Raw genomic sequence first — 22,576 nt, forward strand, 5'->3', positions numbered from 1 at the left:
ATGTCAGTATTGCAACCCGATCGACTTTCCCCCGGAAACCCTTACCCCTTGGGCGCCACGAGCGACGGTTTGGGCGTCAACTTCGCGGTGTTCTCCGCGAATGCGACGAAAATCGAGTTGTGCATATTCGACGCCAACGGCCGCAAAGAGCTCAAGCGTTTGGTACTGCCGGAGTGCACCGATGAGGTGTGGCACGGTTACTTGCCCGACGCCGGCCACGGCCTGGTGTACGGCTATCGGGCCTATGGGCCATACGATCCGAAAAACGGCCACCGCTTCAATCCGCATAAGCTGCTGCTCGACCCGTATGCCCGGCATCTGGTCGGCAGTTTGAAGTGGTCGGATGCCTTGTTCGGTTATCGCGGGGCGCGCGGCGATCTGAGCATGGACCGTCGCGATAGCGCGCCGGCCATGGTCAAGGCGATGGTCACGGACGATGCGTTCAACTGGGGCAGCATCGACCGGCCGCGCCGTCCGTGGGACGACACGGTGATCTACGAAGCGCACGTGCGCGGCGTATCGATGCAACGCGACGATGTGCGCAGCGATCTGCGGGGCACGGCAGCCGCCCTGTCCAGCCCGCGCTTCATCGACCATCTGCACAAGCTCGGCGTGACCTCGCTCGAATTGCTGCCGGTGCACGCGTATCTGCAAGATCATTTTCTACTGCAGCGCGGTCTGAAGAATTACTGGGGCTACAGCACCCTCAATTTTTTCGCCCCCGAGCCGCAATATCTGTCGCGCGGCGGCCCCAACGATTTGCGCATGGCGATCCGCCGCCTGCAATCGGCGGGCATCGAAGTGATCCTGGATGTGGTCTACAACCACACCTGCGAAGGCAGCGAATTGGGCCCCACCCTCTCGTGGCGCGGGCTCGATAACGCCAGTTACTACCGCCTGCTGCCCGGCCAGGAGCGCTATTACATCAACGACACCGGTTGCGGCAACACGGTGAATCTGTCGCACCCGCGCGTATTGCAGATGGTGATGGACTCGCTGCGCTATTGGGCCACGTCTTACCGGGTGGATGGTTTCCGGTTCGATCTTGGCGTGACGCTCGGCCGCGAGGGCACGGGTTTCGATCCGGGCTCCGGCTTTTTTGACGCCATCCTGCAAGATCCCGTATTGCAACGCGTGAAGTTGATCTCCGAGCCGTGGGATATCGGTCCCGACGGTTATCAGCTCGGGCAGCATCCGCCGGGCTTCGCCGAATGGAATGACAAATATCGCGACACCGTGCGGCGCTTCTGGCGCGGCGATCCCGGGCAGCGCGGCGAGCTTGCGGGCCGCCTGATGGGCTCGCCCGATCTGTTCGACCGCCGACATCGCCGTCCTTGGGCATCGATCAACTTCATCGCCTCGCACGATGGGTTCACCACGCGCGATGTGGTGAGCTACAACGAGAAGCACAACGATGCCAATCAGGAAAACGGGCGCGACGGCCACAGCGAGAACTGCAGCCGCAACTGGGGCGTCGAAGGCCATACCGACGATCACCACATCAATGAGGTACGTGGCCGGGTCCAGCGCGCATTGATCGCCACCAATCTGTTTTCGCACGGCACACCGATGCTCCTGGCGGGCGACGAGTTCAGCAATACGCAGGATGGCAACAACAACGCCTATTGTCAGGACAACCCCGTGTCGTGGCTCGATTGGCAGTCGGCGGCAGAACCGGCCGGCCTGTCGCTCTCGGCATTCGTGGGACGCGCCACGCAGTTGCGCCATCAGTACCGGTCGCTGCGCATGAGCCGATACACCGACGGCAATCGCGAGATTCGCCCGGGTCTCAAATGCATCGCCTGGTTCGATCTCGATGGCCACGGCATGAGCCCGGAAGCCTGGGACGACCCCGAAGGCCGCGTGCTGGGATTGCGCCGTGCCGCCGAAGATCCGGAAACGGGCGCCACGGATATGACACTGTTGTTGCTCAACGCCTGCGACCACGACATGACGTTCAAGTTGCCGGAGCCGGCCCAGTCATGGCGCTTGCTTATGGACAGCGCTCGGCCCGACGAACCCGAGCGTGACTTTGGCGAAGGCCACATCGTCGTATTTGCCCACAGCCTGACGCTGCTGGGCGTCGTATTACCGGCGGAATCCGAATGAGTACTTTTACACCCACCTACGGCGCAACCGCGCAGCCTGACGGCACTACCCAATTCCGCTTCTGGGCGCCCAACGCGACTCAGGTCGATGTGGTCATCGACGACGGCGCACCTGCCGCCATGACGCGCGAACCCAATGGCGACTTTGTGGCTCAGGCCACCTGCGGTGCCGGTGCGCGCTATCGTTTCCGCATCGACGGCGATGTGGCGGTACCCGATCCCGCTTCGCGCCTGCAGGATGGCGATGTGCACGACGCCAGCCTCGTGACGGCGCCGGACGCCTTCGCCTGGCAACATGCCGACTGGCGTGGCCGACCGTTCGAAGAAACGGTGCTGTATGAGTTGCATCCCGGACTGTGCGGCGGCTTCAACGGCATCGCCAAGCGCCTGCCCGACCTGGCTGCATTGGGCGTGACGGCGGTCGAACTGATGCCGATCGCCGATTTCCCCGGCGCACGCAATTGGGGCTATGACGGCGTGCTGCCGTATGCGCCCGACACGGCCTACGGCACCCCCGACGACTTGAAGCGCATGATCGACACGGCGCACGGCCTGGGGCTGATGGTGTTTCTGGACGTGGTTTACAACCACTTCGGCCCTGATGGTAATTATCTCAACGCCTACGCGCGCGATTTCTTCACTGAAGACACGCAAACCCCTTGGGGCCCGGCGATCGATTTCCGCAAAACGCCGGTGCGCACGTTCTTCGCCGAGAATGCGCTCTACTGGCTATCGGAGTACCGCTTCGATGGCCTGCGCCTGGATGCCGTACACGCCATTGCCGAGCCCGAATGGCTTCCGGAGATGGCGGCGTTCGTGCGCAGCCACATCGGCGAAGATCGCCAGGTGCATCTGGTGCTGGAGAACGATGACAACATCGCCAGCCATATGGAAAACGGTTTTGATGCGCAGTGGAACGACGATGCCCATCACGTGGTGCATCACCTGCTCACCGGCGAGACCAACGCCTACTACATCGATTATGCCGATGCACCGGCCGAAAAGCTGGCGCGCGTGTTGGGTGAAGGCTTCGTGTTCCAGGGCGAGCCCTCCAAGATGCGCAAGGGCGAACCGCGCGGCACGCCGAGCCATCGCCTGCGCCCGACTGCCTTCGTGCTGTTTCTGCAAAACCACGACCAGATCGGCAACCGTGCCATGGGTGAGCGGCTGATTTCTTTGGCGCCGCCCGATCATGAGGCCTTGCACGCCGCCGTGGCGATGCAGTTGCTGTGCCCCCATATCCCGTTGATTTTCATGGGCGAAGAACGCGGCGTGGAAACGCCCTTCCTGTACTTCACCAGTCACACCGATGCCGAACTGGTGAAGGCCGTTCGCGAAGGTCGCCGGCGCGAATTTGCAGGGCTGCACGAGTTCGAGGACGAAGCCGCACAGGCCAAAATTCCCGACCCCAACGAATCCTCGACATACGAACGCTCACGCGACGACGACGCTGCGGGTGCACCGGACGCATCGACCTGGCTCGACCTCTACCGTCACCTGCTGGGCCTGCGCCGTACGCGCATTGCCCCGCATCTGGCTGGCGCCACCTCACTGGGCGCGCAAGTGCTCGGCAGCCACGCCGTATCGGCCCGTTGGTTGTTGGGCGACGGCAGCACCTTGGCGATCTTCACCAATCTGGGGACCGAAACCGTGACGGGTGAGAAGCTCAGCGATGACTATGACGCCGAGGCCGAAGTGCTGTTCGAAAGCCGCGCCGGCGCCGATGCGGCACTGCGTTCGGTGCAGCTCCCGGCAGGCACGACCGTTGCGTTGCTGCGTGCGCCGTCTGCACCCTGACGCGCAGACCCCCTACTCGCTTACTCGGAGCCACCATGACTCATCCAGACGCGGACGATTCCGCGCTGATCGCGCTTGCCGAGCAAGCCGGCCTGTTGGTGCAATGGGACGACGCACGCGGCACGCCGCAGACTGTCGCGCCGCAGGCCTTGCGCGTGCTCCTGGCGGCGCTTGGCCTGCCGGCTGACGACGCTGCCAGCATTCAGGCCAGCACCGAAAAACTGTCGGCGGTGCAAGGTGGCGCCACGCCCGCGCTGGTGATTGCAACCGTCGACACGCCGATCGTGATCGCCGGCGTCGCGCCCGGTTCATATACCTTGTTCCGCCGTGCCGATGGCGGGAAGGTTTCGCGACATCGCGACGACGCTGGCGCGGGCGAAGCGGATGCGGATGTCGATGCGGACGCCAAAGCCGATGCCGATGCCGATGCCGACCATAGCGTCGAGCCCCTCGGCGACCCGTTAGATATCGCGGCTGATCCGGAAGTCGACACCGCACTGTTCTCCACCGACGATGCCGGGCTTTTCGCCGATTCGGACGCCAATCTTTTCGCCTCTCCGGAGGGCGGTCTATTCGACGACAGCGCGTCTGCCGGGCGGGAGAAGGTTGCTGAAGGTCGCGCTGAGCTTACCGAAGACGGCGCAGCCCAATTGGCACCGGTCGCCGAGCCGGGGTATTACGTTGCCCACATCGGCGACGTCGAGGTCGCCATTGCCGTGGCGCCCGCCCAATGCCCAAGTGTGGCCGAGCGGCTGACGCATCCGAAGGCGCGCGCCTGGGGCCCCGCTGCCCAGGTGTATAGCCTGCGGCACGCCGATGCATCCGCGTCGGGCGGATTTGGCGATTTCACGGCGCTCACCGAGTTGGCGGCGGCAGCGGCCGAACGCGGCGCAGAAGCGCTGGCGATCAGCCCGGTGCATGCGATGTTCGGCGCCGACCCCTCACGCTACAGTCCCTATAGCCCGTCGAGCCGCTTATTGCTCAATGGGTTGTTTGCCGATCCCGCACGTCAATTCGGGCGTGACGCCGTGTTGCAAGCGGTGAGCGCGCTGGGCCTGACCGATACCTTGGCGGCGCTTGAGGCCCGCGATCGGATCGACTGGCCGGCGGCGGGCGCCGCGCGGTGGCGCGTGTTGCGCCACTTGTTCGATGGCTGGATCGACGGCGCGCACGATCCGCGGCACGACGCGTTCGACGCGTTTCGCGAGCGCGGCGGCGAGGCGCTCGAACGCCACGCCATCTTCGAAGCCATTCAGAGTGAACGCGCCCGCCAAGGCGAGTCTTTGCCCTGGCAAGATTGGCCGGACGCTTTGCGCGATCCCGCCAGCCGCGCCGTGGCGGCGTTCGCCCGCGATCACGCCCGCGACGTTACCTTCTTCGCATTCGCCCAGTGGCTGGCCGCCGATGGCCTGGCCGCCGCGCAAGCGTGCGCACGCGCGCATGGCATGGGGGTGGGACTGATTGCGGATCTGGCCGTGGGCACCGATCCCGGCGGCAGTCACGCCTGGAGCCGGCAGGAGGATGTGCTGCAGGGACTCTCCCCCGGCGCGCCGCCCGATGTCTATAACCCACTCGGCCAGAATTGGGGCTTGACGGCTTTCTCGCCGGTCGCCATGCATGCGAACGGCTATGCCGCCTTCATCGAGATGTTGCGCGCCGTGCTCGAGCACGCGGGTGGCATCCGCATCGATCACGTCCTGGGTTTGCAGCGCACCTGGCTCGTGCCCAAGGGCGCCGACGCACGCGATGGCGCTTATCTGCGCTATCCGATCGACGACATGCTGCGCTTGATTGCGCTTGAAGCCTGGCGTCACGATGCCATCGTCGTCGGTGAAAATCTTGGCACCGTGCCGGACGGCTTCAACACGCGCATCGCTCGCGCCGGCATGTTGGGGATGACGGTGCTGTGGTTCGAACGCGATGAGGATGGCACGTTCATCCCGGCCACGCAATGGTCCGACGCGTCGATGGCCATGACCACCACGCACGACCTGCCGACGATCCCGGGATGGTGGCGCGGCCGCGATATCGAATGGCGCGCGAAGCTCAAGCTTTTCGGCCCCAACGATACCGAAGCCGATCAACGCAAGACGCGCGAGGCCGACAAGCAGGCCCTGCGCGCCGCGCTGGAGCGCACGGGTGCGCTGCTGCGACACCCGCCGGCAGACGCGCCCGATGCGCCGCCTGTCTCGGCGATCCTCGAGTTCACCGCGCACGGCCCGGCGCCGCTGGTGGTCGTGCCGCTCGAGGATCTTCTGGCACTCGATGAACAACCCAATATTCCCGGCACCATCGACGAGCACCCGAACTGGGTGCAACGTCTGCCGGTCGCCGCCCTTACCCTTTTCGATGCGCCCGACGTGCAAGACCGCGTCGCCGCCATTCATCAAGCCCGGAGCCAATCATGACGTTACCGTGCGCCGCCGCCCGGCTACAGTTTCACGCCGATTTCACTCTCGACGACGCATGCCGCCGCGTGCCTTATTACGCGGCCTTAGGGATTAGCCATCTGTACGCCTCGCCGTTGTCCACCGCCCGCAAGGGCTCTACGCACGGCTATGACGTGACCGATCATGCCGTGGTCAATCCCGAGCTCGGCGGTGAAGCCGCGCTGCACCGTCTGGTCGATGCATTGCGTCAACACGGCATGGGATTGATCCTGGACATCGTGCCCAATCATATGGCCACACATGCCAGCAATGCCTGGTGGTGGGACGTGTGGGAGAACGGTTTGGCCAGCCCTTACGCCGAATGGTTCGACATCGACTGGGCACCCGCCGATCCGGCGTTGCACAATAAAATCCTCGCGCCTTTTCTGGGTCACCCTTATGGCCAGGCACTGGCCGAAGGCCATCTCAAGCTGGTGCACGAAGACGGCCGCTACCGGCTCGATGTGTATGGCAATCCTTATCCGATCGCCCCCGGAACCTTGCCGATGGCCGACACGCACGACGCGGTGCTGGCGTCGCACAACCCCGAGACGCCTGAGGGTCGTGAGGCCCTGCATGCGTTGATCGAGCGCCAGCATTACCGCCTGGCATGGTGGAAGTGCGCGCCCGAGGAGATCAACTGGCGCCGTTTCTTCGAAGTCAGCGAATTGGTGGGCGTGCGCGTCGAGGATCCTGAGGTTTTCGACGCCGTGCATGCATTGACCTTGCGGCTGTACAGCGAAGGCTTGATCGATGGCGTACGCATCGATCACGTGGACGGCCTGGCCGATCCCATCGCGTATTGCGCACGCCTGCGGGCGGCGCTGGATGCCCGCATGGATGCCCGGCCCGCCGCCCTGCCGCGCACGCCTGCATGGCTGCTGATCGAGAAGATTCTTGCCCACGACGAAACGCTTGACGACCGGTGGCGCGTGCATGGCACCACGGGCTATGACTTCATGGCACAGGTGGGCGCGCTCCTGCACGATCCGCACGGCGAACCTGCACTCACCGCGCTGTGGGAGCGCCTGTCGGGCGACAATCGCGCCGTGATGACCGTATGGCGCGATGCGCGCGAGTTGATGCTGCAACGTCACTTCCCGGTCGAACGCAACGCCACCGTCAATGCCCTGCATGCCATCGCACGCAGCAGCACCGCCACGCGCGACTACTCGCGTGAGGCGCTGCAACGCGCGCTTTGGGAGCTGTTGCTGGCTTTTCCGGTTTATCGCACGTACGTCGATGACGCCGGTCGCGCGGGCGGCGATGTGGAACGCTTCAATGCCATTCTCGCCCGCGCGCGCACGCGCATGGCTGACGAGCACGATGGTGACGATCGGCCGCTGCTGGATGTATTGGCCGCATGGCTGGGCGGCGATGCACCCGGATCGGTCACCGATCCGGCGCAACGGCTGTTGCGGCAAAAGGCGATTCGCCGCTTTCAACAACTGACGCCGCCGCTGGCTGCCAAATCGCTCGAAGACACGACCTTCTATCAATACGGTCGTCTGCTCTCGGTGAACGACGTCGGCTCGGACCCCGATGTGTTTGCGCTCGAGCCGGAAGCCTTTCATGCGCACAGCGCCGAACGCGCCGCGCATGCGCCGCAGGCCATGCTCACTACCGCCACCCACGATCACAAACGCGGCGAAGACGTGCGCGCGCGTCTGGCCGTCTTGAGTGAAATGCCGGTGCGCTGGCGCGAAACCGTGCTGCGTTGGTTTGAACGCCACGATGGCGCCAGCGATCGCGACGGCATCAGTGGCGGCGACCGCTACATGCTGTACCAGACCCTGATCGGCGCGTGGCCGCTGGATCTGACGGCGGACGATCCGGAAGGGTTGAAAGCGTTTGGCGATCGCGTGGCGCAGTGGCAGTTGAAGTCGGTACGCGAAGCCAAGCTGCGCAGCAGCTGGATTTCGCCTGACGAGTCGTATGAAAAAAGCTGCCAGCGCCTGCTTGACCGCCTGTTGACGACTGAAGGCGCCGATTCGCCAGCCAGCGACCTGGCCGTGTTCGTGCGCGAGATCGCCGCCGCCGGCGCGATCAATAGTCTGGCGCAAACGGTGCTGCGCCTGACCTCGCCGGGGATTCCGGATAACTATCAGGGCACGGAATTCTGGGACTTCAGCCTCGTCGATCCCGACAATCGCCGTCCCGTCGATTTCGAAGCCCGCGAAGCCGGCTTGAAGGCACTGCAAGACGGCAGCGTCAGCAACGCCATTCTTCTGCGCGACTGGCACGATGGCCGCATCAAGCAAGCCGTGTGGTTTCGCATCCTGCAACTGCGTCGCGCGCAACCGGAGATTTTCGAGCACGGGCGCTATGTTCCCTTGCATGCCGAAGGTACCCATTCCCGTCATGTGCTCGCATTTGCACGGGTGCACGACGGCGAAACCGTGATCGTGGTGGTGCCGCGTCTGGCGGCTGCCGGCATCGATCACGCGGCACCGGAAGGCGTCGTGCCGGCCATCGACCCCGATTTCTGGGGGGACACCACCATCGCGTTGCCCCAGAATCTGGCGGGAACCGCGCTCACCGATATCGTCAACGGTTGCGACCGCCATGTGGCAGCCGATGGCGTGGTGCCCGTGGCGAACCTGCTGGCCGACTGGCCGGTCGCCGTGCTGACACGAGCCAGGTAATGGCCGCCCTCTCCGCCCTGCGTGGCGGAGAGGGTCGCCGTCTCGGATTCGTTCTCGACCCTCTGCGACAATTTGCGTCGCACAGGCCGGCGTGGGGCCTATCGCTTGCCGTTGGGTGCCCGACACAAAAATTAGGCACGGATGCCTTTTATTTCAAGCCTATTAGATAGGATGCTAATAAATAGGCTACAATGCAGTCATGAACACGCCATCCGACTCCGACCTCAGCGCCATGACCGCAAACCTTCTCGTGGTTTCCCGAGCCTACCGCGGCGTGGCCGATCGCGCGCTGGCCGATCTTGGCTTATCGCAGGCCACGGCCTGGCCCATCGTGATGACCGGCCGTCTGGGCGACGGGGTGCGCCAAGGCGCGCTTGCCGAAGCGCTGGGCGTGGAAGGTCCGTCGCTGGTGCGCATTCTCGATCAATTGGTCGCGGCCGGCCTTATGCAACGCAAGGAAGACGCGAATGACCGGCGCGCCAAGACGTTGCACCTCACGCCAGCCGGCAACGCTCAGCGAGTACAGATCGAAGCGTTGCTGGTGCAGCTGCGCCGGACGCTGTTCGCGGATATCGACGCCGGCGACCTGAAAACCGCGTTGCGCGTGCTCGAGTCGCTCAAATGCACGCTGGGACGCAGTGCCGCCATGATGGAAACCGGCACCCCCTCGACCTGATTTTTGCCTTGCCATGAAACCGTTTACCGCCGAAGAGGCGATCTTCTCTCTCAAATGCTACGCGGGCGCTTTGCTCGCGTTGTACGTTTCGTACCGGATCGGTCTGCCCAGACCGTTCTGGTCGATGACGACCGCGTATATCGTGTCGCAGCCCTTTGCCGGTGCCGTGCGCTCCAAGGCGGTATATCGACTGATCGGCACGTTCACCGGCTGCGCCGTGGTCGTCTACCTCGTCCCCCTGCTCTCGAATGCGCCGGTGCTGATGACAGGCGCGATGGTGCTGTGGGTGGGCGTGTGCGTGTATTTTTCCGTGCTCGACCGTACTCCGCGCGGCTATCTGTTCATGCTGGCCGGCTATACGGCTGCGATGATCGGTTTCCCAAGTGTGCTGGCGCCCGACGCCGTGTTCGACACCGGCTTGGCCCGCGTTGAGGAAATCTCGCTCGGCATTCTGTGCGCGACGCTCGTTCACACGCTGATCCTGCCGCGCAGCGTGGCACCGATTGTGTTGGCCGGGTTGGATCGCACCTTGAAGGACGCGCGCAGCTGGATCGGCGACACGCTCCTGCGCGCCACCGACGAGCGCCGCCGCAAGGAACGCCGCACGCTCGCCAACGACATCACGCAACTGCGCGTGCTCTCCACGCATGTGCCCTATGACACCAACAACATCCGCTGGACCGCCCGCGCTGTGCGGGCGATCCAGGACAGCATGGCCACGCTGACGCCGCTCGTGTCGGCGATCGACGATCGATTGATCGCGCTGACGCCTGAAGGCGAGGCACTGCCGGGCGACGTGACCGAGGTGTTGACGCGCGTGGATGGGTGGTTCGAACGAGGTGCCGACGTCACGGCCGAAGAAACGACTGCATTGCGCGCGGCGATCCAGGCACTCGCCCCGCCATTGACTGCGGCAACCGACTGGCGCGGTGCGTTGCTCACCAGCTTGAGCGCACGCTTGCTGGCATTGATGGACACCTATCGCACCTGCCTGACGCTGCGCGCCACCATTCAGGCCGGCGTACGCGGCCGTCGTCGTGCCCTCAAGGAAAAACCCTTGCCGTCGGCCCGCAACGTGTTTCACCGCGATCACGGTATCGCCTTGCTTTCGGCCGTCGCTGCAGGCATCGCCATCAGTGCGGTCTGCACCTTCTGGATCTTTACCGGTTGGAGCAACGGTGCCACCGCGGTATTGATGGCCGCTGTATTCAGCAGCTTTTTCGCGTCGCAAGACAACCCCGTGCCGGGCATCGTGCAATTCCTCACCTACACGATTCTCTCGATGCCGATCTCGGGCTTGTACCTGCTGGGCATCATGCCGGCCGTGCATTCTTTTGAAATGCTCGCCATGACGATGTTTCCGGTATGTCTGGTGCTCGGCATGTTTCTCGCGCGACCGGCGGTGTTCGGCAAAGCGATGGCCATGCTGTTCGGCTTTCTCGGCACGCTCGCGCTGCACGATACGCAAACGGCCGATCTCGTCTCGTTTCTCGATACCTATACGGCGCAAGTCATCGGTGTCGGTTCGGCGGCATTGGTGGCGGCCCTCTTTCGTTCCATCAGCGTGCAGGCCAGTGCACGCCGCATTCAGGCGGCCAACTGGAACTCGCTGGCAGGCTACGCTGCGGCCGAACGCGCCCCCGACGCCCGCAGCTTCAACGCGCGCTTGCTCGATCGCATCGGTCTCTTGCAGATGCGTCTGGGCCTCACCGCCGATAACGAAAAGGCCGCCGCGAGCGACGCCTTGAAGGACTTGCGCGTCGGCCGCGATATCGTCGATCTGCAGCGCATCAAGAACGATCTGCCCGCTGCACGGCCCGCGATTCAAACTGCCTTGCGCGGCCTGTCCACCTTCTTTCACGACCGTCCGAAGATGGCACAAGGCGAAGGCCAGACGCCCGCGCTGCTGGCGTGCATCGATCGCGCGTTGGCGAGCGTGATCGCCATCGATCGCGACAGCGCTGCGCGCGGGCAAGCCGTGGTCGCGCTGGTCGGCATCCGCCGCGGTCTGTTTCCCCTAGCGCAGGCGTACGTGCCCGGCGGTTTTTCGGTCGCTGTTTCGGAGTCCGCAGCATGATCGGCGAATTCAATCTTTACGGTATCTATTTTCCCTGGCTGCTGGTGCTGGCCGTGCTCACCGCAGGCGTGGCCTGGGTCGTGCGCCGCCTGCTTGCCCGCGTCGGCTTCTATCGCCACGTGTGGCACCCGGCGTTGTTCGACCTGGCGCTTTTCGTTGTGCTGCTTTATGCGGCCGTGCAGCTTTCACCTTATCTTTTTGAGCGTGCAGTATGAAATACCCCAATGCATTGCGTCCCGCAGCGATCGGCCGGTTTGCCGTCACGATGGTTGTCGTCGCTGCGGCCATCTACGCCGGCACGAAGCTCTGGGATCACTATGAAGTCGAACCCTGGACGCGCGACGGTCGGGTCAAGGCCAACGTGGTGCAGGTTGCCCCCGATGTATCGGGCCTCGTGGCCGAGATCCCCGTTCGCGACAACCAGGATGTCAAAGCCGGCGACGTGCTCGTCGTGCTCGACCGCGCGCGCTTCGATCTCGCGTTGACGCAAGCGCGCACGTCCGTCGAAACGGCCGAAGTCGCGCGCCGCCAGGCCGAACGGGATTTGAAGCGCAACCGTGGCCTGGGCGATCTGGTGTCCACCGAGATCCGCGAGCAGAGCCAGACCAAGCTCGAACAGGCCCAGGCCTCCCTCGAGCAGGCACGGGTGGCCGTGCAGGCCGCGCAGCTCAATCTGGATCGCAGCCGCATCGTTGCGCCCGCCGATGGCCGCGTCACCAATCTCGACCTGCGCGCCGGCAGTTACGTGACGGCGGGACGCGGCGTGATGGCGCTCGTCGAAACGCAAACGTTCTACGTCGAAGGCTATTTCGAGGAAACCAAGTTGCCGTCGATCCGGGTGGGCGATAACGTGGACGTCACCCTGATGGGCGAGTCGCGCGTGATCCGTGGCCATGTGGACAGCATTGCCTTGGGCATTACCGATCGGGACCGCAGCACCGGCAGCAATCTGCTGCCCAACGTCAATCCCACGTTCAATTGGGTGCGGCTGGCACAACGCATTCCCGTGCGCGTGGCCATCGATCACGTGCCGGAGGGCGTGCGGCTGGTGGCCGGGCAAACGGCCACGGTGGCGGTGGTGGCCAACGCCACGCAAACGCAAAGCAATGCCGGCACGAGCGCGGCCACAACTGCTGACCGGTCGGTGACGGGAGGCGCGCAATGAACGCCTTTCGCCCGCTTCTGCTGAGCGTGCTGGTCTTGGCCGGTTGCAGCGCCGTCGGCCCCGATTATCAACGTCCGGCCGACGCCGTCATCACCCGCGATGCCGCGCAAGCGCCCTTTGCCGGCACGAACGACACCACCGCCGTTGCGCTCAAACCGCTGCCGGCGCATTGGTGGCGTCTATATAACGATCCCACGCTCGACGCCTTGATCGAGCGCGCGCTGACGACCAATACCGATCTGCGCGTGGCTGCGGCCAATCTCGATCGCGCGCAAGCCGCGCTCGAGGCCGTGCAGGCCCAGGCCGAGCCCACCGTTGGCGTGAGTGGCGGCCCGACGTTCGGTCATGTTTCAGGCGTGCAGGCCCTTCAACCGGATGCTCGCCCCAAGAGCCGGTGGTCGTACTCGGGCGGCGTGTCGGTCGCGTACCAAGTCGATCTCTTCGGCCAGATTCAACGCGCCATCGAAGCGTCCACGCAAGACGCCGCCACCGCGCAAGCCGCGCTGGACGCCACCCGCGTGACCGTTGCGGCCGAAACCGCTCGCGCCTACGCCGATGCATGCGCCTCGGGCATGCAGATCGACTCCGCGCAAAACTCGGTCAACGTACAACGCCGATCGCTCGATGTGACGTCGCGTCTGCAGCAAGCCGGCCGCGGCACCGCGCTCGACGTCACCCGCGCGCGCAGTCAGTTGCAGCAGCTGCAAGCCAACCTTCCGCCACTGATCGCGCAACGCCGCACGGCGCTCTATCGCCTGGCGACGTTGACAGGCGACGTGCCCACCGCCTTTCCCAAAGCGCTGGCGCAGTGCGACAAGCCACCTGTGCTGGCGCAACCGATTCCGATTGGCGATGGCGCGGCGCTGTTGCAGCGCCGGCCCGATATCCGGCAGGCCGAGAGCGCACTCGCTGCGGCGACGGCACGTATTGGCGTCGCGACCGCCGACCTGTACCCCAAGATCAGTCTGGGGCTGTCGGCCGCATCGGGCGGCCCGGTGAATCTGCTGGGCGAGCGTGGCACATTCAGCTGGAGCCTGGGGCCATTGATCTCGTGGACGATTCCGAACACGGGCGCCGCGCAAGCGCGCATCGCGCAGTCCGAAGCAGACACGCGCGCAGCCTACGCAAAGTTCGATGGTGCGGTGCTGGGCGCGTTGCGCGAAACCGAAAGTGCACTGACCGTGTATGCGCAGCAACTCGATCGCAATCAAGCACTCGAGGCGGCGAGAAATGAAAGCCGTGAGGCGGCCAGCCAGGCCCGAACCGTGTTCCAGGCCGGCAAGGCCGATTTCCTCACGGTGCTCGATGCCGAGCGCACGCTGGCCGGTACGGAAAGCGCCCTGGCGGCGTCGCAAGCCACACTGACGAGCAATCAGATTGCGTTGTTTCTGGCATTGGGCGGCGGCTGGGAATAACCCGGCTCGCGCGGCTCCAAGCATGCGTGATTTACGCACGGGCACGCGCTGCCGGGATCTCAGCATCGGACGCCGATGAAAGGGCTTGAGGACCCTTGCGATCTTTGCAATGATCTCGTCTTCGACGCCCTTGCCCAGATCCCCATGCTTGAACTTCGACCCAGCTGTGAATGTTGCGATCGCGATCTTCCGAACGAATCGCTTGATGCCAGAATATGCACCTTCGAGTGCACGTTCTGCAGGGCATGCGCCGAGGATAAGCTCGGCAACGTTTGCCCCAACTGCAGCGGTGAACTGGTGCGCCGCCCGATTCGCCCTGCCGCGGCCCTCGCGCGCCATCCGGCCGCTACCGAGCGCACCTTCAATCCGGCAGGGTGCAAAAAGGAATAGTCGTTCCTGTCATTGCCCTTAAACAATGCATGGCTAGCATGCAGCGCTTCTCAATCAGCATGTTTAATGGCAATGTACTCTGCACACCCCAGCTTCAAAGCGCTTTCATCCTATGCGTTGCGCGCGACCTCGGTCGCCGTGCTGTTGGCGCTTGCCGCTTGCGGCGGCGATGACGACGATGACCGCGTACCGGACGTCGATACGCCGATCGTCGAAGCACCTTACGTCATTCCTTCACCGCCCGCAGGGCTGGGATACGCCGAGACGGCACCGTTGCAAAACGCGCCGGCCTTCGTCGACTTCGCCGCGACCAACCAGCGCGGCGATCCGCGCTACGCCACGCTCGAGACCAACGCCGGCGTTCGTGTGCTGGGTGGCTTCCTCGACATCTGGGAGCCGCGTTCGCGTCTGGTCGATGCCGGCGTCAATGCGAACGCCGCCAACGGTTTCCCGGCGATCGTCGCTTCAGATTGGACGGGCACGCCCGGCGATGCAACGGACGGCAAGATCAAGAACCAGGCCGTTCACAACGAGAACATCGACTACGTGGTTCGCGTCACCGCGAAGCGCACGCCCGAGCAAGCGATCGCCGCCTATCTGGACGATCGGCGCGGCAAGAATTACAGCGTGACCGATGGCCTGGGCCCGCTCACGGCAGCATGGCGCGCCGCAGCTCGCCAGACCACCAGCATTACTGACGTTCCTGCCAACGCCACCACGGTCAAATACGACGATACCGGCAACAATACTGGCGTGTCCGGCGCGGCCAACCCCGAATTCGGCAAGGTCATCGCCTTCGTGCAAAGCATGGGCGAGAACGCCTCGACCGAGCCCGGCAAACGCTTTTACAAGTACGCGCGTCCCTGGCGCTGGAGCAACAGCGTGCAGGTGGTGCCGGCGCTCGAACCCGCCAAGAGCAGCACGGCGGCCACCGACGGCGGCTTTCCGAGCGGCCACACCGCGGAATCGGTGCGCAACGCCATCGGCATGGCCTATCTCGTCCCCGAGCGCTTTCAGGAACTGGTCGCCCGCGGTGTCGAGCTCGGCGAAAGCCGCATCATCGCCGGCATGCATTCGCCGCTCGACGTGATCAGCGGGCGCATGCTGGGTCAGGCCTCGGCCGTGGGGAACATCTACGCGACCGACGAAGGCACGCGCGCCGTGGCGGTGGCGCAAGCGCGCCAGACCCTGATGACTGCCGTCGGCGCCGCATCGCCCGAGCAATTCATCACGCTGGCGCGATCCACGGATGCACGCGTGGACCGCTTTGCCGATCACTCCGTCAACCAAGCCGAGTATCGCCATCGCCTGACGTTCGACTTCACGCCGATCGCCGACACCACCCGCCCCGCTGTCGTCCCCAAGGGCGCGGAGGTCATTCTTGAAACACGTCTGCCTTATCTGAACAGCGAGCAACGCCGCGTGGTGCTCAAGACTACCGCCTTGCCGTCGGGCTATCCGATCCTCGACGACGCCGAGGGCTACGGCCGCCTCAATCTGTTTGCCGCGGCCGATGGCTACGGTGCCTTCAACGGCGACGTAGACGTTACGCTGGACGCGAGCCGGGGCGGCTTTCACGCGCAGGACGCGTGGCGCAACGATATCGCCGGCGCCGGCAAGTTGACGAAAAACGGCTCGGGGACGCTGAGCCTGACCGGCAACAACACCTATAGCGGTGGCACCCTGGTGGCGGCAGGCACCCTGCGCGCGGCGTCGGCCAACGCGCTCGGCGCCGGTGCGGTGTTCGTAGGCGCCGGCACGCTGGCAACCGCGGCGGACCAACCGGTCGAGGTCAAAGGCACGTTTACCCAGATTGGCGCCGGTGTGCTGGCCGTTACGCTCGGGGACAACAATGCCGGGCAACTGGCGGCATCCGCCGACGCCGCATTGTCCGGGCAATTGACCGTGGACTTCGCCGCCGGCTACACGCCGCGCGTGGGCGACACCTTCTCCGTGCTGCGTGCACGCAAGGTCCATGGCGTCTTCGACGGGATCACCGTGACCGGCTTCAAGGCCACGCCGGTGTACGGCCCGGACAGCGTACAGGTCCGTCTGGATGCGGTGAGCTGATCGGCATGCCGGCCGAGGGTCGCGCGGCAACAACACCCCCGCCCCTCGCCGGCTGTCGTCACCACTAAAGCCATTCCTTTACCAGTAAGATTGCGGCAAACGCCGCGCTAGATCGGCGAACTGTGCTTACGATGCTCGTCGATCTCCTCACCCTCTATCTGATTGCCGTCGGAACACTTCTCGTCAGTGCGGGGATGACGTTCTGGGAGCATCTCACCCATCCCGAACGCAGCAAGACGCTGCGCATTCTCGCCTCGGGGTATGCCACGCTCGCGATCGGCTGCGCGGCCGTGCTGTTTCGCCGCGACCTGCCCGGTGCGTGGGGCTCCGCGATCAGCAACCTGATCATTCTGAGCGGTTATCTGTTGATCCTGCATGGCGTCGCCTCGTTCAGAGGCCGGCAATACCGGCTCTTCTCGGCCGGACTGCTCGTGGTGATGGCAGCGATCTGGATCGTTGCCGGCGCCCGATGGCAGGATGTGGTCTGGAATTACGCCAGCTCGATCCCGATCGCGATGGTCAGCGCCATGACCGCCCTGGAGATGCTGCGCAATCCCACCATGATGGCGTTTCCCGCAAGGCGTTTCGTGGTGGCGATCACTGCCGTCCATACGTTGTTCTATACCTTTCGCGCGCTGATTCTGCCATGGCTGGTGGCGGAGTTCGGCGCGCCGCTGCAGGCCGCAGCCAGCAAAATCACGTTGTACGAAGGCGCCCTGTATTCCGTCATCCTGCCGATGACGCTGCTCAAACTCGTGCGGGAAGAACGGCACAGTCATCTGATGCGCGAATCCCATACCGACTACCTCACCCGCATCGGCAATCGCCGCTGGTTTTTCGAGGAAGGCACGCGCGTCATCGAAGGCCGCGGCGCGCAGGGGTCGATTGCCGTGCTGGCGTTCGACATGGATCACTTCAAGGCGATCAACGATCGTTACGGTCACCAGATGGGCGACGATGTGCTGAAGGCCTTCGCGGATATTGCGCGTGGCGTACTCGGCCCGGACGTCATCCTGGCGCGTCTGGGCGGAGAAGAATTCGCCGCGCTGCTGTGGGGCGACGATGCCCGCCGCAGCCAGGCCTTGGGCGCCACCGTGGCCAAAACCTTCGCCGAAGCAATTGCCGACGGCGCTCAGAGCCTCGGGATACCCGCCACGGTCAGCATCGGCCTGGCGGCGTTCGAAAATGAACGACCCGACTTGGCGCAAGCGCTGTCGACCGCCGATCGCGCCTTGTATCGCGCCAAGTCGCTGGGTGGCAATCGCCTGGAAGTAGCGCACGCCATGACGCTTACCGTGGCCGCCTGATCGTCATGTCCCTGGGCTGAACGTGCCGTTGCGCGCCGGAGCGTCGGTCTGCTCGGGCACGGAACGCACGTGCACGTCGACCTGGCGATAAGGGATCGAGATCCCCGCCGCATCCAGCGCCGCCAGCATGCGCGCAAGCAGATCGCCACGAAGTGCCCCCAGATCGCTGAGATCGAGGGTCCAGACACGGACCACGAAATTCAGCGCATCGTCGCCATAACCGGTCATCAGCACTACGGGCTCGGGCTGCGCGGCGACACCTGGCGTGTCTCGCGCCACGTTACCGAGCACCGTCAACACTTGCGCGGGATCGGAGCCGTACGCCACGCCCAGCACGATTTCAATCCGCCGGCTGCGGTCGAACATCGTCCAGTTGGTCAGGTTGCCGCTGAGCAATACGCCATTGGGCACGATTACGTCGGCGCCATCGAACGTGCGAATCGTGGTGGCGCGCAATCCGATCTCGCGAACGGATCCCGATGTTCCTGCGGCATCCACCACGTCACCCGGCTGGATGGGGCGTTCGAACATCAATACCAGACCTGAAACGAAGTTGTTGACCACGCTTTGCAGGCCGAAGCCGATACCGACGCCGAGCGCCCCGAAGACCAGCGTCAGTTGGCTGACCTTGAAGCCCGCTGCCGACAGCGCGATCAGCAACCCCAACAACAGCACGCCGTAGTAGCTCAGTGACGCAATGCTGTTGCCCACGCCGCGCGGCAGCCCCGCATGACCGGGCAGCTCGTCGCGCAGCAACCGTTGCACCACACGCGCGGCCCACACCGCCAGCCAGGCCGAAAAGACGAACACCAGCACATCGCCCAGTTGAATGGACACTTCGCCCACCTCGATGCCCACATCCATAACGACTGTGACAGCGGTACGCAGCGGTCGCAACATGCGAAAGCGGTCCACGGTGTAAAGCAGCCAGCCCGCCAACGCGCTCAGCATCAACAGCCGCTTGACGGCCCGCTCCAGCACCACACCGTAGCGCCGGAGAAACCGGCGATGGATGAGTTCGGGCTGGCTCAACAGCGCACGCAGCAGCCCAAGGCAGGCCGATACACCGGCGTACAACATCAACGCCATGTAGCCGCTATCGATGACGCCACTGGTCAACATCTCGGCTAACGAGACATTGCCGAAAATATTGCACCCCAAGGCGACGATCAGAACCACCAGAACGATCCACCCCGCGGCATGAATGGCGCGGCGCAAGACACTACGATCCAACGTCGCCGAGGCGGCAGTGTGGCGCAGCAGCAATAGTGTCAGCAAGAGCGCCAGCACATTGAGCGTCAGGAGAAACAGGCGGTACAGCATGCCTTCGGGCACCATCACGACGCTCAAGCGATCCACGGCATAGAGCGCGATGGCGACGTAGGGCCACACGCCCAAAGGACGCAGCGTGCCGGCCGGAAGCAGACGCAGCACCGGCACCAGCGCAATCAATAACGCAAACTCCTGGATGAGCTGAGGCGCATCCGGTTCGAGTATCAACACCGCGAGCATGGATAGCAGAAGCCAGGTCGAAAACGGGCGGCGCAGTGCGCGAGTCGTGCGCAGCGATGTCGCTACCTGATGAACGGGCTGAGGATCCGCTGCGGTGCCGGCGGTACCGGCGCCCGGGGCGGCCGTATCGGCGGCGAGGCCAGGCGCTGATCGTGCCGCGCTTCGGCTGCGCATCACCAGCCAGAGGATCAAGGGCAGCAGCAGAAACTGCACCGCCCGCAAGGCGAGCTGATTGCCATTGCCGGCCGCGTGATAATCGATAGCGAACTGCTCTTCGATATCGAGTCCACGGTCGAATGAACCCATCGCCGACGCGGAATCGGCATGCCCCAGGCCTCGCCACAAGGGCGGCGCCTCGGTTTGCATCAGCCGGCGGTCGATATCGTCGATCGCTGCCGCCACGTCATTGCCACCCGCCTGAATGCGGGTTTTGAGTTCGCTGGCGCGTCGTTTGAGTTCGAACTGACGCGTCAGCCTGGCGCTCAGATCGGCCTCGGTCGCATCGAGCTGCGCGAGCACATCGTTCACATGATCCCGCAGCGCCGGCGGCAACACGTCGAGTTTGCCCTCGGCACGCGCAGCGGTCCACGCCGCACGACGCTGCGCCAGTTGCAGCGCACTGTCGGCATAAGGAGCAAACAGTTGCCCCGACTGCGCCTCCCATTGCTCGAAACGGCGGTTGTCGAATGCCCAATGGCGCGCCAGACTTTCCAGCCGCATCACCGATAGCTCGCGCAGTTGCAAGGCCGTTGAATTGTTCAGTTTGGCGTTGACCGGGCGCGCGATGTCGTCGAGGGTCGCACTGAGCGGGCCCACAGGATCCGGTGCCGTCAAAAGATGCCGGGCCCAGTCCACACGCTGTTGGTCGTCGTCAGCGCGCGCCAGAACATCGAGTATGGCGACCGGCTTATCGGCACTGGCAACGCCTGCTGGGGACACCGCTGTGGCCGCGTGCGTCGCTGCCACCGGGATCCAGATGAGCCCCAGGATCAATATCCATAGTGGCAAGCCTGTCGCTCGCCGGAACCAAATCAAGAGCCGCTTCACGCCATCACGAGCAAATGTATGGCGTTGCATGTCGCGTTTTTTCCGTCTTGTCCATGACCGTTCTCAGGATGCTGTGGCTCTATGCCGTGCTTTGTACTGTGTTCTGTGGCTGTGTTCTACGCCGTGTTGTGGCCGTGCTTTTTTGTGTGCCCTGTGCTGTATGTTGTGGGCTGTGTACGCGTGCAGGCGCTCGGCGTCATCGCGCCCGGCAGCGGGCTCAATGTAACGTATAACCTTCCGGCGGCGCCTGATCCAGTCCCAGCGCCGCCGCCCAACTGCGCAAGGGCACGCATGTCTGCAGGCGCACGATGGCGCGCTCGATCAACACCGGATGCATTTCATGGCCGACGTTCGATGCAATATCGATCGTGGCATCGCCTTGCAACTGCGTGAGCCGCGATTGCGCCGCCTTCACATAACGCACCGGCACCACATTGTCGGCTTGCCCATGCAGCAAATGGATGGTGGCAAATTGCGGCGGCACTTTGGGCAGTTCGGCATAACGTCCGCCAAAAGCCAGGATGCGGCCGGCCAATCCGTCGTAGCGCACGGTGGATTCCAATGCGAGCGTGGCGCCCTGCGAGAACCCTGCCAGTGCGGTATCGCTTTGCAGCAGACCGAAGCGCGCTTGTGCTGCGCGAATCCAGTGGGCGAGCGGCCCCAACGCTTCGGTCAACGCAGCGTCTTCGGTGTCGGAGGATTGATAGGTATGGGCAAACCACTCGCGGCAGGCCGAGCCTTCCGGACCCAGGTCGCTGGCGGCGGGAATGAGAATGGCGGCCGCCGGAAACGCGGCCTCGATGGCGCGTGCCAGGGGCAACATGGCTTGCGGCAATTCGCCCGCGGCATGCAGCAGCACGAACAATTGCTTGATCGCGGCGTCGCCGGGAACGATTTCAATGGTCCGGTCGGGTGAGGAAGACATCACACTCTCCTTGAAGACGACAGACCATTCTAGACCGCTCCACTCCAGATGAAACCAAGACTTACGGATAGAAGGACCGAAAGGCTGGCAAGGCAGGCGTTTTTATACTGTATATTTATACAGTACTGTTGTCTGACTGATGCTTCTCATGCCGAGCTTGGCCCCCCTGCCCGATCTGTTCGATCCTCCTGCTTCCACCTTGGCTCCGGCCTGGGCTGAAGCGGTCGAGCACGCCCGGATCCAGGGTGAGGACGAGGGCGAATGCGCCCGGATCCCGTCCGAGACGCCAACCTCCGGCACGCTTCGGCACCCCGAGCACATCCATCCGGCCTTGTGGCGGGCCACGCAGATGGCGGGCGCTACGGCGCGCTGTGTGTCCACCGGCCATCCACAGCTCAATGCCGAGTTGCCGGGTGGCGGCTGGCCGTTGGGCAATCTGATCGAGCTGTTGTCGCCGCAGGCCGGCGTGGGCGAAATGCGGTTGCTGCGCCCGGCGCTGGCCGGCATCGAGCGCACGCGGCCCATTGCCCTGGTGCAGCCTCCCCATACGCCCAATCATGTGTGCGCCGCGGGCTGGCGCATGGATGTGCAGCAGTGGCTGTGGGTGGCGCCCGCCGACGATCGCGATGCCCTCTGGGCCGCCGAGAAAATTCTCAAGAACGGCAGTTGCGGCGCCCTGTTGCTGTGGCAAACCCGCATCCGGCCCGAGTCGCTGCGCCGGCTGCATCTGGCCGCGCAGGGCAGCGACACCTTGTTTCTCATGCTACGTCCCGTCCAAACCGCCGATCGCGCGTCGCCTGCTCCCTTGCGGCTCGTGCTCACGCCTGCGGCAGGCGGGCTGGATATCCACATTCTCAAGCGGCGCGGCCCGGTCAGCACGGGCGATCTGCATCTGGCGCTCGATGCGCCCGCGCCGGTTTTCTCCCCTTTTCTTCCGTATGCGCCTCTGGATCGCCCTACACCTCTCCCGGTTGCTGCTGGACGCGTTGCGTCCGCCGTGGCCGCTTGACGTC

The 22,576-nt window shown here is 64.4% G+C and carries 15 protein-coding genes; 13 read left to right on the plus strand and 2 right to left on the minus strand.

From position 1 onward, the window contains the following. From glgX to EYW45_RS19090, 12 genes are all read left to right on the plus strand, one after another. Window positions 1-2,109 carry a glycogen debranching protein GlgX gene (glgX, locus tag EYW45_RS19035; RefSeq protein ID WP_161136973.1) on the plus strand — a complete coding sequence of 703 codons (2,109 nt, stop codon included), beginning with the start codon at window positions 1-3 and terminating at the stop codon, window positions 2,107-2,109. Further along, the gene (treZ, locus tag EYW45_RS19040) at window positions 2,106-3,905 is read left to right on the plus strand and encodes a malto-oligosyltrehalose trehalohydrolase (protein WP_161136974.1); all 1,800 of its coding nucleotides are present in this window, start codon (window positions 2,106-2,108) and stop codon (window positions 3,903-3,905) included. Before glgX ends, treZ begins: the two co-directional genes overlap by 4 nt. Window positions 3,906-3,940: 35 nt before the next feature. Next, on the plus strand, window positions 3,941-6,313 hold the full coding sequence (gene malQ / locus EYW45_RS19045) for a 4-alpha-glucanotransferase (protein WP_161136975.1): 2,373 nt from the start codon (window positions 3,941-3,943) through the stop codon (window positions 6,311-6,313). Beyond that, the gene (gene treY / locus EYW45_RS19050; RefSeq protein ID WP_161136976.1) at window positions 6,310-8,979 is read left to right on the plus strand and encodes a malto-oligosyltrehalose synthase; all 2,670 of its coding nucleotides are present in this window, start codon (window positions 6,310-6,312) and stop codon (window positions 8,977-8,979) included. The genes malQ and treY overlap by 4 nt, the downstream gene beginning before the upstream one ends. 199 nt (window positions 8,980-9,178) lie before the next feature. Next, on the plus strand, window positions 9,179-9,655 hold the full coding sequence (locus EYW45_RS19055) for a MarR family winged helix-turn-helix transcriptional regulator (protein WP_161136977.1): 477 nt from the start codon (window positions 9,179-9,181) through the stop codon (window positions 9,653-9,655). A 13-nt stretch (window positions 9,656-9,668) separates the two neighbouring features. After that, window positions 9,669-11,732 carry an FUSC family protein gene (locus EYW45_RS19060; protein WP_161136978.1) on the plus strand — a complete coding sequence of 688 codons (2,064 nt, stop codon included), beginning with the start codon at window positions 9,669-9,671 and terminating at the stop codon, window positions 11,730-11,732. Continuing rightward, the gene (locus tag EYW45_RS19065) at window positions 11,729-11,947 is read left to right on the plus strand and encodes a DUF1656 domain-containing protein (RefSeq protein ID WP_161136979.1); all 219 of its coding nucleotides are present in this window, start codon (window positions 11,729-11,731) and stop codon (window positions 11,945-11,947) included. The genes EYW45_RS19060 and EYW45_RS19065 overlap by 4 nt, the downstream gene beginning before the upstream one ends. Then, the gene (locus tag EYW45_RS19070; RefSeq protein WP_161136980.1) at window positions 11,944-12,897 is read left to right on the plus strand and encodes an efflux RND transporter periplasmic adaptor subunit; all 954 of its coding nucleotides are present in this window, start codon (window positions 11,944-11,946) and stop codon (window positions 12,895-12,897) included. Before EYW45_RS19065 ends, EYW45_RS19070 begins: the two co-directional genes overlap by 4 nt. Continuing rightward, complete coding sequence (locus EYW45_RS19075) at window positions 12,894-14,312, plus strand: efflux transporter outer membrane subunit (protein ID WP_161136981.1); 1,419 nt, start codon at window positions 12,894-12,896, stop codon at window positions 14,310-14,312. Before EYW45_RS19070 ends, EYW45_RS19075 begins: the two co-directional genes overlap by 4 nt. A gap of 144 nt (window positions 14,313-14,456) precedes the next feature. Next, a complete protein-coding gene (locus EYW45_RS19080) occupies window positions 14,457-14,702 on the plus strand; it encodes a DUF1272 domain-containing protein (RefSeq protein ID WP_161137126.1) in 246 nt (81 codons plus the stop codon). Between the two features lie 72 nt (window positions 14,703-14,774). Continuing rightward, a complete protein-coding gene (locus EYW45_RS19085) occupies window positions 14,775-16,772 on the plus strand; it encodes a phosphatase PAP2 family protein (RefSeq protein ID WP_161136982.1) in 1,998 nt (665 codons plus the stop codon). 131 nt (window positions 16,773-16,903) lie between these two features. Further along, the gene (locus EYW45_RS19090) at window positions 16,904-18,079 is read left to right on the plus strand and encodes a GGDEF domain-containing protein (RefSeq protein WP_161136983.1); all 1,176 of its coding nucleotides are present in this window, start codon (window positions 16,904-16,906) and stop codon (window positions 18,077-18,079) included. 3 nt (window positions 18,080-18,082) lie between these two features. On the opposite strand, the gene EYW45_RS19095 is transcribed toward EYW45_RS19090, so the two are convergent. Together EYW45_RS19095 and ypfH are read right to left on the minus strand one after the other, a co-directional pair. Continuing rightward, the gene (locus EYW45_RS19095; protein ID WP_328703654.1) at window positions 18,083-20,557 is read right to left on the minus strand and encodes a mechanosensitive ion channel family protein; all 2,475 of its coding nucleotides are present in this window, start codon (window positions 20,555-20,557) and stop codon (window positions 18,083-18,085) included. A 298-nt stretch (window positions 20,558-20,855) separates the two neighbouring features. After that, the gene (gene ypfH, locus EYW45_RS19100; RefSeq protein ID WP_161136985.1) at window positions 20,856-21,563 is read right to left on the minus strand and encodes an esterase; all 708 of its coding nucleotides are present in this window, start codon (window positions 21,561-21,563) and stop codon (window positions 20,856-20,858) included. Window positions 21,564-21,711: 148 nt separating this feature from the next. Between ypfH and imuA the strand changes: the two genes are divergently transcribed. Continuing rightward, on the plus strand, window positions 21,712-22,572 hold the full coding sequence (gene imuA / locus EYW45_RS19105) for a translesion DNA synthesis-associated protein ImuA (RefSeq protein ID WP_161136986.1): 861 nt from the start codon (window positions 21,712-21,714) through the stop codon (window positions 22,570-22,572). The last annotated feature ends 4 nt before the right edge of the window (window positions 22,573-22,576 follow it).

The sequence above is a fragment of the Schauerella aestuarii genome (assembly GCF_009866805.1).
GTDB lineage: Bacteria > Pseudomonadota > Gammaproteobacteria > Burkholderiales > Burkholderiaceae_B > Schauerella > Schauerella aestuarii.

Excerpts from the sequence above, each read along its gene's own strand:
- ypfH (WP_161136985.1), bottom strand. The coding sequence starts at position 21,563 with ATGTCTTCCTCACCCGACCGGACCATTGAAATCGTTCCCGGCGACGCC.
- EYW45_RS19080 (WP_161137126.1), top strand. The coding sequence starts at position 14,457 with ATGCTTGAACTTCGACCCAGCTGTGAATGTTGCGATCGCGATCTTCCG.
- treZ (WP_161136974.1), top strand. The coding sequence starts at position 2,106 with ATGAGTACTTTTACACCCACCTACGGCGCAACCGCGCAGCCTGACGGC.
- EYW45_RS19055 (WP_161136977.1), top strand. The coding sequence starts at position 9,179 with ATGAACACGCCATCCGACTCCGACCTCAGCGCCATGACCGCAAACCTT.
- EYW45_RS19075 (WP_161136981.1), top strand. The coding sequence starts at position 12,894 with ATGAACGCCTTTCGCCCGCTTCTGCTGAGCGTGCTGGTCTTGGCCGGT.
- malQ (WP_161136975.1), top strand. The coding sequence starts at position 3,941 with ATGACTCATCCAGACGCGGACGATTCCGCGCTGATCGCGCTTGCCGAG.
- EYW45_RS19070 (WP_161136980.1), top strand. The coding sequence starts at position 11,944 with ATGAAATACCCCAATGCATTGCGTCCCGCAGCGATCGGCCGGTTTGCC.
- EYW45_RS19060 (WP_161136978.1), top strand. The coding sequence starts at position 9,669 with ATGAAACCGTTTACCGCCGAAGAGGCGATCTTCTCTCTCAAATGCTAC.
- EYW45_RS19085 (WP_161136982.1), top strand. The coding sequence starts at position 14,775 with ATGTACTCTGCACACCCCAGCTTCAAAGCGCTTTCATCCTATGCGTTG.
- EYW45_RS19090 (WP_161136983.1), top strand. The coding sequence starts at position 16,904 with ATGCTCGTCGATCTCCTCACCCTCTATCTGATTGCCGTCGGAACACTT.
- EYW45_RS19065 (WP_161136979.1), top strand. The coding sequence starts at position 11,729 with ATGATCGGCGAATTCAATCTTTACGGTATCTATTTTCCCTGGCTGCTG.
- treY (WP_161136976.1), top strand. The coding sequence starts at position 6,310 with ATGACGTTACCGTGCGCCGCCGCCCGGCTACAGTTTCACGCCGATTTC.
- glgX (WP_161136973.1), top strand. The coding sequence starts at position 1 with ATGTCAGTATTGCAACCCGATCGACTTTCCCCCGGAAACCCTTACCCC.
- imuA (WP_161136986.1), top strand. The coding sequence starts at position 21,712 with ATGCCGAGCTTGGCCCCCCTGCCCGATCTGTTCGATCCTCCTGCTTCC.